12 protein-coding genes are annotated in these 14146 nt (G+C 45.3%); 1 reads left to right on the forward strand and 11 read right to left on the reverse strand.

Going from position 1 to position 14146, the window contains the following annotated elements; all coding sequences use genetic code 11:
• From KCO92_RS03815 to KCO92_RS03865, 11 genes are all read right to left on the reverse strand, one after another.
• Positions 1-305: DUF5675 family protein (locus tag KCO92_RS03815; RefSeq protein ID WP_345719212.1), on the reverse strand; the 305-nt coding region annotated here is incomplete at its 3' end.
• Between the two features lie 149 nt (positions 306-454).
• The gene (locus KCO92_RS03820; RefSeq protein ID WP_104696193.1) at positions 455-2137 is read right to left on the reverse strand and encodes a hypothetical protein; all 1683 of its coding nucleotides are present in this window, start codon (positions 2135-2137) and stop codon (positions 455-457) included.
• Positions 2138-2422: 285 nt separating this feature from the next.
• Complete coding sequence (locus tag KCO92_RS03825; protein WP_158653038.1) at positions 2423-3751, reverse strand: tetratricopeptide repeat protein; 1329 nt, start codon at positions 3749-3751, stop codon at positions 2423-2425.
• A gap of 86 nt (positions 3752-3837) precedes the next feature.
• Positions 3838-4566 (reverse strand): hypothetical protein, encoded by a 729-nt coding sequence (locus tag KCO92_RS03830; RefSeq protein ID WP_104696195.1) that lies wholly within the window; start codon positions 4564-4566, stop codon positions 3838-3840.
• Complete coding sequence (locus KCO92_RS03835) at positions 4566-5600, reverse strand: N-acetylmuramoyl-L-alanine amidase family protein (protein ID WP_199766206.1); 1035 nt, start codon at positions 5598-5600, stop codon at positions 4566-4568. The genes KCO92_RS03830 and KCO92_RS03835 overlap by 1 nt, the downstream gene beginning before the upstream one ends.
• 28 nt (positions 5601-5628) lie before the next feature.
• Positions 5629-6720: a nitronate monooxygenase gene (locus tag KCO92_RS03840; protein ID WP_104696197.1), complete on the reverse strand. Its 1092-nt coding sequence runs from the start codon at positions 6718-6720 to the stop codon at positions 5629-5631.
• An 11-nt stretch (positions 6721-6731) separates the two neighbouring features.
• The gene (gene tyrS, locus KCO92_RS03845) at positions 6732-7934 is read right to left on the reverse strand and encodes a tyrosine--tRNA ligase (protein WP_104696198.1); all 1203 of its coding nucleotides are present in this window, start codon (positions 7932-7934) and stop codon (positions 6732-6734) included.
• 9 nt (positions 7935-7943) lie between these two features.
• The gene (locus tag KCO92_RS03850; protein ID WP_104696199.1) at positions 7944-10280 is read right to left on the reverse strand and encodes a RelA/SpoT family protein; all 2337 of its coding nucleotides are present in this window, start codon (positions 10278-10280) and stop codon (positions 7944-7946) included.
• Complete coding sequence (locus tag KCO92_RS03855) at positions 10255-10470, reverse strand: DNA-directed RNA polymerase subunit omega (RefSeq protein ID WP_104696200.1); 216 nt, start codon at positions 10468-10470, stop codon at positions 10255-10257. Before KCO92_RS03855 ends, KCO92_RS03850 begins: the two co-directional genes overlap by 26 nt.
• A 25-nt stretch (positions 10471-10495) precedes the next feature.
• Positions 10496-11221 carry a UMP kinase gene (pyrH, locus tag KCO92_RS03860; protein ID WP_104696201.1) on the reverse strand — a complete coding sequence of 242 codons (726 nt, stop codon included), beginning with the start codon at positions 11219-11221 and terminating at the stop codon, positions 10496-10498.
• Between the two features lie 45 nt (positions 11222-11266).
• Positions 11267-12565, reverse strand: a complete 1299-nt coding sequence (locus tag KCO92_RS03865) for an adenosylmethionine--8-amino-7-oxononanoate transaminase (RefSeq protein WP_104696202.1) — start codon at positions 12563-12565, stop codon at positions 11267-11269.
• Between the two features lie 117 nt (positions 12566-12682).
• On the opposite strand from KCO92_RS03865, the gene KCO92_RS03870 reads away from it, so the two are divergent.
• Positions 12683-14143 carry a peptidylprolyl isomerase gene (locus KCO92_RS03870; protein WP_104696203.1) on the forward strand — a complete coding sequence of 487 codons (1461 nt, stop codon included), beginning with the start codon at positions 12683-12685 and terminating at the stop codon, positions 14141-14143.
• The last annotated feature ends 3 nt before the right edge of the window (positions 14144-14146 follow it).

Raw genomic sequence — 14146 nt, forward strand, 5'->3', positions numbered from 1 at the left:
GTGGAATTGGTGATAGAGCCTGCTTGCGCATTATAACCCTTGCCCAGTAGAATACAGCCCAGACTATCTATGGCATCATTGCCAATGTGGATCATGATACGCCTCTTGGCAAAGTTAGGGTTGCTAGGGTCATGTAACCAGATGGCCTTATGCCGCCCATTGGCCCCCTTGTTTTTATAGGCAGCAGGCACGCAGACAGAGCTATCTGCCCAGTGTAGGCTATAAGTGCGCGCCACTATGGGCTTGTCTTTGTTGCTCTCATCAGTAGGGATGCCTGCATTCTCCATGGTGTAACAGCTAAACACCTCTTGGCCCTCTAGGGTGCACACGCGCAAACGCCCCAGCGTGCCTGCCTCTTTTTTGCCTTTTTTAAAGACCTCACAACGGAGGGAGGTTTTGATCTAGGTTATCGAGTTTTTATCATACCACCGTATCTGGATCACCCATGTTTGAATCAGAATAAGTATTCCAGCATGAAATAGACACTGAGATCAGAAGGTTTGTTGTCTAAGAAATAGTGGGCATCTTGCCAGTCTATCATGAATGTCTTAGTCCCTGCAAAGGGGCTTCTAACCCCTAATTTGTAAACCCATCTAGCATGCTGGTATCTTAAACCGATATCAAACATAGTTTGATCCCAAAGAAATCTCTTGGAGCCATAGTCTGAAAACTGTAGCTTTTCGGCAAAACCCGCGTAGACACCAAAGAAGTTGGTTTTGCCTACAAGTAGATCTACGAGCAAATTAGCCGAAAAGAGCACATAAGCCGCATTCAGCTTTTTTAGTACTTGATCTGCGCTAGCGGGGTCATAAAAAGTGTAGCCCCCTAGAGCGCTAGCATCTATCCCCAGGTGTTTTAAAAAGAAGTATTGTCCACCGAACCCAGCTCCGACACTATAACTCTTATCTTGCCAAAATGAGCTAGTGTGGTGAGATAGAGAATTGATAAAAGTTTTAGCAGCAACACCCACAGAAGCAGGGAGGGGATTAAAAAATGGACTGGGGGGTGTTGTAGGAGTGCTCCAGCTAGGAGGGGCCGGTTTGGTAGGTGAAGGGAAATTAGTCTCTGGAGTGCCTAACACTCCCTTCAGACTGCTACCCTGTGTGGCATTGAGTACAGTTAATTGCGTGTCATACACAGCTTGAAGTCCTGCCAGGGCTATCTGGGCGACTCCTGGCCCAAGTTTCCCGGCATTTGCGAGTTGTTGAATAGTGAGAAGTTCGCGTTGAAACCACGCAAAAGCGGCGATCACCTCTTGGTTATTAACCCCCCCATTAGGATCAAACGGACTGGGTCCTCCAAAATTAAAACTCTTTTGGAAACACTGCTCAAAGGTGATACTCTGTGTGTTGCATACGCTATTCTGTCCATATTGTACAGCATTCTCGTACTCACGAGGTGTCAGTATTCTATAGTTGTTACCATTATTAGCCATCTCTTCAAAGTTTTGCAACACCGCATTCATCTGGTTTAGCAGGGCTTGCATACTGACATTGTTATTAAAAGTCCCGTCTGGATTTACACCAACGGGATTTGTCAATTCATTTTTGATATTGTCTGCTACTGCCTGATACTGCTGGCGATCTCGGTCTACTTTAGCGACCTCTTGGTCATAATTTTGTGTGTCTTGATTCATAGTCGCATTATATTGTTTAACTGCCTCCAAAAAACTCGCGGTAGTTTTTTCATAGTTTTGGAGGGCTTGTTCCATATTTTGCAGGGTAGCTTTCTCGGGCACTCCCTTTAATTTTTGTAAATCTTGTTGCGCTCCCGCCAAGAAAGATTGGAGTCTTTTTAGCTGATCTGGGTTGATAGCCAGAGGCGATCCCGTTTTTTGTTGCGCATCTACGCTGGCTATCAATTGATCCAAGGCATTTTTAGCCTTACCTAGTTGAGTGCTGAAAGATTGCTGGAGTGCCTTAGCGGGAATTTGATTAAAAGTGGTAACTGGAGTGGGGTCCTTTTGGCGATTTGCCTCTATATTAGTGACGGCTAACTCTCCGGCTACGAAGAACCCATTTCTGATGTCTGCTCTTAATGAGGCGGTGGAAGCCAGAGTGAGAACTAGGAAGAACCCGCCACAAGGTAACGCCGAGTACCATTTTGATATCTTAGGTATTTGAGAATTTGCTAGCATTTCAATTCTCTTTGAAAAAGTTAAGGTCCATTAAAGGAAGCCTTTTTAGAGCCCCGCATTATAGTGGAATTTCGCTGAAGTCCTGCTGTCGTTAAGAAAAAACACCACCCTGTCGGAATGACAAGACGGCCTTAGAGGAGCTCGAACAATCCATCTGGATAAACTGAAGAGCAAAACCTCGCAGGCATACGCCTTTAAGGTTCATTTGAGCCTGAGTGAAGTCCCCGCCCCCTGTGCCACGAAACTCCTAACTTTAGCTATGGGGAGTATGCCAATCTTTGGAGGTTAGCGCACTTTACCACATGCCTCTTCAAAGCCCATTTTGCAAGCAATTTTGTAATGTTCTTGTGCCTTTTCCCAGTTATAGTCAACTCCCTGCGCATTGTTGTACATCCGCCCGATTTCGTAGTAACTGGCTCCATTGCCCATCTCTGCGCCCTTTTGGTAGTATTCTAAAGCCTGCTTGTAATCTTGTCTAACATACCATCTATACACATAAACCCCGTCTTTGTAGATACTGCCTAGCATGGCATAGGCATTAGCATCTCCATTTTTTCCCTTCTCTTTATAAAATTCGATCACCTTTTGGTAGCGTGCGTTAATCGCCTCTTTATCTTCAGACACACCCTTAACCTTGCCGCGCGCCAACATGGTTGCCAGGCGGTATTCCCCATCGCCACTTTTCAACTTAGAAGCCTCTTGATAATATTCCATAGCCTTTTGGTAATCTTGAGGCACGCCATCGCCCTCGTAGTACATATTGCCTAAGCGCACATACGCGCTCGCATCACCCTTATTGCCAGCTTCCAAATAGTGTTTCAAGGCTTGCTGGTAGTATTCACGTGCCTTTTGATAGTTTAAGGGTGCACCCTTGCCATTCTGGTAGATAAACGCTAAAAAATGGTAAGCCTGCCCGTCTCCTTTTTTAGCTGCCGCTTCGTAGTGTTCTAAAGCTTGGTTGTAGTCCTGATCTACCCCCCTGCCATAGTAATACATCACTCCCAGTCTATAATCTTTGGCTTGCCCCATCTTGGCAGCCTTTTGGTAATAACTAAAAGCCTTAGCATAATCCTGCTCGACCCCCTTGCCATTGTTGTAATACAAATCTCCGATGGCATTATATCCTCGCGCATCCCCCATTTCGCCCGCTTTTTCAAAGGCTTCTATGGCCTTTTTAAAGTCCAAAGTCACACCTTGCCCGTTGGCATGGTTTTCTCCTAAGCGCATATAGGCCTCAGCCCCTGCAGGCGCAGTTGCGTTTTTTGTCTCTGTGACTTTGGGTTGCTGCACCTGTGGCTGTGTTTTTATGCCAGATTGCGGATTCTCGCGTTGGGCATGGGCAATGTCCATCGCCTTTCGAAAGTACGCGCTAGCTTTTTGGCTGTCCTTGGGTACACCTGCACCAATTAAATACATATTTGCTAAGCCCCGGTAAGCATCTGCGCTCCCCAATTCCGCAGCTTGTTGATAATTTTCTAGAGCCTTGGCATAGTCTTTATGTCTATAAGCTTCCTTAGCTGCAGAGAGATATTCGTCTACCTTTTGATCAGCAAGAGCCACAGAAAAACCTAGCAACACGCCTAAAGTTACACGGCATGCACCACTCTTTGTCATGCTCATACCATCCTCCGCCATTGACAAAATTAAAACATTCTAGCATAAAATGCTACACTGTGTGGATTGTATCTGTACCAAATCAGCTAATGAAGCTTTGTGCTATGATCTGTGTTGCGCATGCTCTCATGCATCCACTCCCCCATCCATGCTAAAATCCCTAGCCAGAAAAAAGCCTGCCGTGCGTTTTCCTGATCCACGATTACGGGGGCACAGAGCATGAACACAACCAAGCCTGCGCTTAATACCAACAAATTCGCGTATTCATAAACTCCCAAATACTCTTTATGGCGGGCTATCAACCCCACAAGACCCACAAGCATAGCTACAAAGAAAACAAAATCCAGTGTATTACACTGGGGATATAAATAAGTTTGAAATCCACAAGCAAATACCCAGATGATACAAGTGTTGAGTGAGGGCGCGAAATTTAGCAAGATGGGAATACGGGCATAATGTGTCCACAATCCGCCCAAAGTTATAAGGACTAGTGCATAGGCTCCCCAAATAAAAAAAACATGCCCATCTAGTAAGGCTAAGTATAGAAATCCCACACAGCTCCCCAGTGCGATCAGTTTAGGCGTTAAGGCATTGTGTTTGGAAGCGCGTATAAAATAGAAAAGTGAGCCCAATGATCCTAGAAAATGGAGTGAATACACGAATTTAGGATAAAAGCGTTCGTTCAAGAGACTGAATAGCTGGACGAAGTTGTGGTTAAAATGCGAGAATAGCAAGGCTAGAGCATTGCACACTACCAGCACAAAGAACACAGAGGCAACGAAGACTTTATAAGGTGTAGCCTTTTTGGAAAACATCAAAAATTCTTGCTTACAAAGCTATCAATGCCATTGGCAATTCCCTTGGCCAATCCTTGCTGGTAGGTTTTATTCTGAATGCGCTTGGCCTCAAAGGGATTAGAATTATAGCCAATTTCAATGAGTACGGAGGGCATGAGCGCGCCGGCTAACACCCAAAATGGTCCCTCGCGCACCCCGCCGTCTACCACATTCTTATAGGTACGACGCAACTGACTCAAAATTCCAAATTGGATATCGATGGCAAGCTTATTGGAGGTAATTAGTCTTTGAGAATTTAGCGAATTTAAAAAGGAGAGTTTAGAAAAATAATCCATGACCTTGACATCATCTTGATTTTCTTGTTCAGCCACCTTGCGTGCGCGCTCACTGCGTGCTGTGGAGAGAAAATAGGTCTCTACCCCTTGAGGGTTAGTGGGGAAGTTTTTAGGGATGGAGTTAGCATGGATTGAGATAAAGAGATCAGCGCCTTTGGCATTGGCAAAGTCGGTGCGATCCTTGAGGCTAATGTATGTGTCGTTGTTGCGAGTCATAAAAACGATGTAGTTACGCCTTTGTAGTTCTTGTTGTAGATATTTAGCCACAGAAAGCACAATCCACTTTTCGCATGCGCCATTTACCCCCCTAGCACCACAATCATGTCCACCATGCCCGGCATCGACAACCACCTTGAAGCGTTTAGGAGAGTTGGAAGTCTGCGAGGGTGACGCGCTTTTAGTATGGAGTGTCGTAATAATAATGTAGAGATGACGACCCGTATGTTTGAGCTTGTAAGTGCCTTCTGGATAAAGAATGAGCACCCTAGTCATGCCCATCTTTTCATGAGAGATGCTGATTGAGGTTTGGTTCTCGAAGCGATAGTGTTTGGGGGGGACTTTAAGGTGTGCTTTGATTTCTAAAGCGCTTTTAAATTTACCTAAATGGATCTTTTTAAAGTGATGCTTATCAATATTCTGATCGAAACTCAAACGCACACTGCTCGTACCAAAGGGCACAACCTGCGTGATACTCAGGGCATGGGCATAGATTCCCATGAGCAAACAAAGTATAAAGCGCACCCATTCAACCCCTGATCAATTCTTGCACGAGTTCGTGCACACTTAAGATGCGTTCAACCCGATAACCATTCGCCCCTGTAAAATAGAGACCCTCTTCGCGATTGCCTTGATAACTGCGCCCTAAGCCATCTGCAATACAATAACCCACTTTCTTAGCTTCTACTCCGCGATGGCAAGGTGCGACGCAGTTACTCACACAGGCGATTTTTGGGGCATTACCCTCTTGGATACGTTTAAGCACTCCTGTATTGATAGCACGGGCAGGATAGCCCACGGGGGATTTGATGAGTAAAATATCTTCTTTTTGCAAAGAGGGCAAAATATCAGCGTAAACCTTGGCATCGCATTCCTTTGTGCCTAAAAAGCGAGTTGCCATCTGCACTCCACTAGCCCCTAGGCTTAACATGGTGTCAATATCTCTGCGATCCCAAATACCCCCTGCAGCAATGATAGGGATATTGCCCCACTCTTTGGAGGCCTCTACAATACCCGGAACTAAGTTTTCTAGTTGGAACTCTTCTTTGAAACAATCTTCGTATTTAAAACCCTGATGCCCCCCGCTCAAAGGACCTTCTACAATCACTGCATCAGGCACACGTTTATAGCGTGCACTCCAGCGTTTACAGATGATGTGTAGAGCCTTAATAGAAGAGATAATAGGCACAAGGGCAACATTGGGAAAGTCCTTGGTAAATTCGGGCATGTTGGTGGGTAAGCCTGCTCCTGTGATGATCACATTAGCTCCCGCTTCGCACGCGTCACGCACCACTCGTCCGTATTCGTTGATTGCATGTAGAATATTAGCACCCAGGGGATTGTTTCCACAAATCTTACGGGCATTTTTAAAAATCTCATTTAAAGCTTGTTTAGAGTAGAAATTCAAGGCTTCAAAGGGTTTTTTGGCGACGATTTTCTCGACAAAACGCATATTTTTATAGTAGCCTGTGCCAACTGCCGAGATCACGCCCAAAATACCCTCTTTGGCAGCACTGCCAGCTAATTCGTCCCAACTAATTCCCACCCCCATACCCCCTTGAAAAATGGGATATCTGAGGGTGTGTTTGCCGATCTTAAGGGGTTTGAGTGTGGACAGCATGCATGACCCTTTTAATGGATGTGAACTAAGGCGAATTTTCTTTTTCCCACTTGCACAATATAAGACCCTTGGCTAAATTGGTAGTGGGCATCTGTGAGCACCTCGTGGTTGAGACGCACTCCTCCTCCAGCGATGTCTCTGCGCGCCTGCGAGCTAGAGGGGCAAAGTTGACTCTCCTTGAGCACATTGCCAATCCATACTCCTTTTTCAAAATGCCATTCTGGCATCTTGCTAGGGGTCTGTTTTTGGCTAAAGACTTTGTCAAATTCGGCCTTAGCGCCTTGGGCTTCTTGAGCAGAATGCCATCTCGTGGTGATCTCTAGGGCTAACTCTTCTTTGACTGCTTTGGGGTGAAGGCGTTGATCTTGCACACCCTGCTGTAGGGAGGCAATTTGAGTGAGGGTCTTGGTGCTTAAGAGCTCATAGTAACGCCACATCAAGGTGTCGCTAATACTTAAAAGCTTGGCATACATACTAGCAGGTTCTTGCGTGATACCAATGTAATTATCTAAACTCTTGCTCATCTTGTGTGTCCCATCCAAACCCTCTAGCAAGGGCATGGTGAGCACACTCTGTTCTTTGTTGAGCCCATAGGCGCGTTGCAAAAAGCGTCCCACCATCAGATTAAACTTTTGATCTGTGCCACCCAATTCTAAATCGCACTCTAGGGCGACTGAGTCGTAGCCTTGTAAAAGCGGATAGAGAAACTCTACAATACTAATGGGTTGGTTGTTTTGATAGCGTTTTTCAAAATCATCGCGCTCGAGCATGCGCGCCACGGAGAATTTGGAAGTGAGGGCGAGAATCCCAGAAGCCCCTAGAGGGTTAAGCCAAGCAGAGTTAAAACACACCTCTGTGAGGGCTGGATCGAGCGCTTTAAACACTTGTTTTGCATAGGTTTTCGCATTTTTTTGCACTTCCTCTTCGCTCAAGGGTTTTCTAGTTTCACTCTTACCACTAGGGTCGCCAATGCGTGCGGTAAAGTCCCCGATGAGAAATTTCACAAACCCGCCATGCTTTTGCAGAGTAGCCAGCTTTTCTAAGAGCACAGCATGCCCTAGATGTAAATCAGGGGCAGTGGGATCAAAACCCGCCTTGACAATAAAGCGTTGCCCGGTTTGGTAAAAATGCGCTACACGACTCTGAAGATATTCAAGACCAATACACTCCCCCATGCCTTGGGTGATAGCACTCATCGCTTTCTCTACTTCCATGCTTGTCCTTTAGGCTTGATAGGCGTCTTTAAGACTAGAAAAGCTGACTAATCTTTCCTGGTATTTTTGCGAGAGGATCTCTCTGAGCGCACTCGCCTCTTTGGCTGTGTATTCTAGCAATACTTCGCAATGTGAAGAAAATTCATCACGGTAGCCACAATAATCCACGCCTGTGATCGTGCAATCATTTTTAGTTAAAAAATCTAACAAATGCATCAGCGCGCTCTTTTTATCCTCCAGATAGAAAATTCCCTTGTAAATTTCCCTTTTCTTCTTACTCCATTGCACAAAGACCATGGGCAAGCCCAAATCGATCTCTGCACCAATTGCCTTACATAGCTTATGGTGCACAATGACCTTGTGTTCCTTATAGCTACGCATGATAGCCACAATTTCATCGCCGTATTTAGGATGGCAACAATCATTAAAAAGCACCTGCTTGACATGCACATAAGGGTTTGTGTAGACAATGAAATTGTCTAAATAGGACTTTTTCAAACCAATATGAGGGTTGATGAGGTTAAGCATTTTGTGGGTCAGACGGAATTGCAACAAATTCTTCATGAGAAAACCAAATTCGTGGTACTGCACTTTTTTCTTCATGTGCTTAGGCGTTTCTCTGACTTTCTCTTGGATTTCTTCAACCAGTTTCTTTAGACTGCCAATATTTCTATTGGCTTCACTTAAGGAAATTTCCACCCCGCATTCAACCAGCTTTTTTTCAAACAGCGTGTAGTCTTTTGGTTCAATTTCCTCGGCGAAAATGGGAGCTTCAAAAATACAAGTTAAAATATTGATCATACTTTTAGCATCAATCTCTTTGAGCTGGTTTTTGCGTTGGAGCTTGAGATGGTTTTTAGCACGCGAAGTTTTGAGCTGATCCATCCAAATGTAGCGCGGAATCGATCGCTCCCCTTTGACAATCTTGACAACATCCCCGCTCCTGAGCTCTTGATTAAGACTAGCTTTTTTATTATTGACAAAGGCCTTTTTAGCCCGATCGCCTAGATCGCTGTGGATCATATAGGCAAAGTCCAGCACGATCGCCCCCGCAGGCAATGTGTAGGTATCCCCATCGGGGGAAAAAACCGTGATGTCTTCGCGATAGAGGTCGTTTTGCACCAGCGCGTAGAACTCTTTGGGATTGGATTTGGAATCGTGTCCTTGATACTTGAAGTTATGCAACCATTTGAGTGCCTCTGGTTCCGCACCCCCGGCTTTGTACTTCCAGTGTGCCGAGTTGCCATATTCAGCTCCCTCATGCATCTCAAAGGTGCGCACTTGAATTTCGTAGATGGAAGATTGATCAAAAATCGTGGTGTGGATAGTCTGGTAGCCATTTTCTTTGGGCAACGCAACATAGTCTTTAAAGCGTGAGATAATGGGCTTGAAACGTAGATGCACAATCCCTAAAATGCGGTAACAATCCAGGGGGTTTTTAACTAAAACCCGCACAGCCATCAGATCCAAAATCTCATCCATGCTCACTGCCCCCTTGCGTTGCATCTTGAGATAGATGGAGTAGGGCCGTTTAATGCGCGTGGTGAGCTGGAAATCCCCTTCTCCAAATCCAGCTTCAAAAAACATTTTCTCCAATTTGCCCGCAAAACGATTGAGTTTCAAGGAAAGAGATTGGCGATTCTGATCCAAGTAAAGTTGGATTTTTTGATACTCTTGGGGATAAATATAATAAAAACTTTTGTCCTCGAGCTCGTTTTTGATGGAAGCCATCCCTAGACGGCTGGCAATGGGCGCATACACCGCTAAAGTCTCTTTAGAGATACGGATTTGCTTATCTCTAGGGAGAGCATCTAGGGTCAAAATATTGTGCAGACGATCGCTGATCTTGACAATGAGAGCGCGTGGATCGTTGATTGCGCCCACTAAAATTTTTCTAAAAGTCAGAGCGGAAGCCAATAATTTAGAGTCTTGGGCTTCCATGGGGAACTCTTCTTTTCTAATCTCAGTAATTTTAGTCAGAGCATCGACGAGATTGGCCACATCTTCGCCAAATTCACGCGCCACATACTCGATGCTGCACTCGGTGTCTTCCACTACATCGTGTAAAAGGGCCGCACACAGCATCGCCTCGTCTCCATCACAAAAGGCGACAATACACGCAACGCAAATAGGGTGAGTAACATAAGGACCTCCCCCTTTGCGAGTCTGGCCTGCGTGAAAACGATGCGCCACCTCTAAAGCTTGCGCAACCCTTGGAGTGATTTCTGCGACATTTTCCAAGACATGCGTGGCCTCATGTGGCCCACAAACCTCCTTGAGCGCTCCTAGAATTTCAAGCAAATCCTCATAACTTTTTCTTTTAATATCTTGCGTCAATGCACTCAAGACTGATTTTTCCTTGTGCGATCTCCACGATCGCGATGTCTGTGAGCTTGTAATTCTTAGTGTCCATGGCCACCAGCGGTTTTGCTCCCGCGCCCAGCTGTTTTACTCTTGTAAAAACCAAGTTGGAAAGAATGTAACGATCGTTGTCTACTTTAGCAAGGGCTTGGGCTACAATTTCTTCTGTTCTCAATTGAATCCTTTTCTAGGTTAACTCCCTATTTTACCACAGAAAATATACCTTGATTATGTTTTACCACTTGCAGGAGATTATCTTTTTTAAACATATTGCACACGACAATGGGGAGTTTATTGTCTTTAGCTAGCGAAATAGCTGTGTCATCCATCACTTCGATATTCCCAATCAGGGCATCATTATAACTCATGGTATCAATTTTCTTAGCATCTTCAAACTTATTCGGGTCCTTATCGTAAATCCCATCTACCTTAGTGGCCTTCACGATCACATCGGCCCCAATCTCAATGGCGCGCAAGGTGGCAGCTGTGTCCGTAGTGAAAAAGGGATTCCCTGTCCCCGCTCCAAAAATCACAATGCGCCCCTTTTCTAAATGGCGAATAGCCTTCCTGTAGATGTAGGTTTCACAGATTTCTTTAACCTCAATGGCACTTTGCACGCGCACATCTAAGCCTAGATGTTCCAAGGCCTCTTGCATGGCCACTGCATTAATTACTGTGGCCAGCATTCCCATATAATCCCCACTGGTGCGCCGAATAATCCCTCCTTTAGCTGCACTTACCCCTCTGATAATATTTCCACCACCAATGACAATGCCCACTTCAATCCCATGATCTGCAAGCGTCTTGATCTCTTTGGCAATGTAACTTAAAATTTGGATGTCGATTCCAAAATGACTCTCCCCTGCCAAAGCCTCGCCGGAAAATTTGACCAATGCCCGCTTGTTCTTATGCCCTTTGGTTTGCATGGACTCCCTTCAGTGATTGAAGGACGCATTCTATAGCAAAAAGACTTAAGATTGCGTCAATTCTACGACAATCTCTTTAAAAGTATAGGCAATGTGTCGGATTTGGGCTTCATCAATGCAGTAGGGGGGCATGCAGTAGATAGTGTTGTGTAGGGGACGCAAGAGCACACCTTTGCAAAGAGCCTTCTCAAAGACGCACAAACTCACGCGCTGGCTACCTGCATACCCTACCAGCTCAAAGGCAAAGATCATGCCAAGCGCGCGTAAATTCGCCACTCCTTTTACATCCCCCAAAAACTCCTGCAAACAAGCCTGCATGTGTGCACTCAACATCCGATTATGTTCTAACACTTGATTTTGTTCTAAAACATCTAAAGTAGCATTAGCACAGGCACAGGCTAAGGCATTGCCCGTATAACTATGTGAATGCAAGAAATTTTTATTTTCAGAATAGGGGGCGTAGAATTGATCATAAATGCGATTAGAAGTGAGCACTACTGCCAAGGGTAGGTATCCTCCGCTAATCCCTTTGGACAAGCAGAGAAAATCGGGCATTACACCACACTGCTCATAAGCAAAGAGAGTCCCCGTGCGTCCAAATCCAACCGCAATTTCATCAAAGATCACATGCACACCATGCTCTTGGCACAAACGCACAGCTTGGCGCACATATTCTGCGCTGTAAAAATGCATGCCCCCAGCACATTGAATCAAAGGCTCCAAGATAAAGGCACTGATCTCTAAGCTATGTTTGTCCAAAATTTGCTCCAGTTGGGCTAGGGCATTAGGAATGTCCTCATCTCCCTGAGGCACAGGGGTGCTCAAATTTTCTAAAAATAAAGGCGTATAGGTATCCTTATAGAGTCCCACATGGCTAATGGAGAGCGCACCTAGGGTTTCGCCATGATAGCTATTGCTCAAAGATAGGAACTTAGGTCTTTTGTGTCCTGCTAGGAGGTGGGAGTGGAAACTCATTTTAAGGGCAACTTCAATGCACGAAGAGCCATTGTCGGCGTAAAAGCACTTATCAAACCCGCTTAGGGCACAGAGCCTCTCAGAGAGACGGATGATCTGAGGATGGGTGAAACCCGCTAATAGGACATGCTCAAGGGTGTCGATTTGGTGTTTGAGTTGCTGGCTGATGTAGGGGTGGTTATGCCCCAAGAGATTCACCCACCAGCTACTAATCGCATCGATGTAGGCCTTGTCTTCAAAATCGTAGAGATAGATACCCTGCGCGCGCTTGATAGGCACCAAGGGGAGCTGCGCATGGTCATACATCTGGGAACAAGGGTGCCAAATGTAGCGCATATCCCAATCATGGTAGTGGGCATTGGTGTGCATTTGAATCTTTCTACATCGTCAATTTAGCTAAAAATCAAAATCTTAAAGCAAATTTTAGTCAGCTTTCACTAAAATAAGCCTTTATTTTGGAACATCTTTAAAAAACGCGGGGCTTTCGTGATCACTTGGATGCAGAAGCATAAAAAATACCTCGTTGTTACCATTTGGATTAGCACGATCGCTTTCGTGGCTGCGGGCATGATCGGCTGGGGGCAATATAACTTTTCTTTGGGAAATGATAGTGTGGCCAAAGTGGGGCAGGTGCTGATCACCCAAGAGGAATTGGAGATGGAGTACAAGCGGCTTGTAGACGCTTATAGCGAGTCTATTCCTGACTTCAAAGACCTGGATGCCAAACAGCTACAGGCCATGGGACTTGAAAAGAGTGCGCTCAATCTCCTTATTAACCAAGCCTATCTCAAGAATCTTGCGTTAGATTTGGGAGTGGGTGTGAGCAATGCCGAAATTATCGCTGAAATCCAAAAGAGTAAGATGTTCCAAAAAGACGGGCGTTTTGACGAATCTCTCTACAAGCAGCTCTTGCAACAAAATCACTACCGGCCGAGTGCCTTTGAAGACAATGTACGCAATGCTCTGCTGGTGCAGAAAATTTCTGCTCTCTTCCCTAAGGCCACTACGCCCTTAGAAAGGAATGCTTTTGCCTATCCTTTGAAGATCCAAGATCGCGCGGTGATTAAGATTTTGCACGCTAAAGACGCGCCCATCAAAATTGAGGAGAGTGCCCTTAAAAGCTATTATGAGCAACATAAGGATACTTACAAATTGCCCACCAGTTACACTTTGGCAGTACTACAAGTAGAACCAGATAAGACTACTCCCGATGTGGCTGTGTTGCGCGCACACTACCAATCTCATAAGAGCGCCTACATAAGTGCAGAGGGCAAGCTAGAGGATTTTGAGCATGCCAAGTCTAGGGTGACCCATGACTATCTGCAAGCTCAGGCTAAAGAGCGCGCTTTGGAGCAGTATCTCGCCTTAAAAAAAGGTAAATTGACCCTTGCAGAACAGACTGTTACAGACTTGCCTTATACTGAACAAATCAATGCCCAGATAGAAAAGATGCGCCCTGGAGAGGTACTCAAACCCTTAGAATACCAGGAGGGCTACATGGTCCTCAAACTGGTTAAAAAATCTAGCAATGCGCTCAAGAGCTTTGAGCAGGCAAGGCCTGAAGTGTTAGCAACTCTCACCCATACAGAACAGCAGGCATGGCTTAAGGAACAGGCACGCAAGGAACTTAAAAATTTCAAAGGGAGTGATATTGGTGCAATTTCACCCGAATTTCAGGGGAGTATCCAGGAACTAGACCCTCCACAAGCCAAAGAACTTGTTACTTACATTTTCAAAAGACCCGATTTAGAAGGTTTTCTTGTTTTGAAGGATAAGGCTGTGCTCTATCGAATTTATAAGCAGGATTTTGCGCATGTCTTGCACAACAAGCCTTACTTAGAAGAAATAGCGAGCAATCTCAAAACTCAGGACTTCGATCAGGCGTTGGTGGCTATGCTTAGAAGCAAGTATCCCATTACAATCTATGCCAAGAGTTTGCAGGAGTAAAGC

This window comes from Helicobacter salomonis, from assembly GCF_017979425.1.
In the GTDB taxonomy this organism is placed as follows: Bacteria; Campylobacterota; Campylobacteria; order Campylobacterales; family Helicobacteraceae; genus Helicobacter; species Helicobacter salomonis.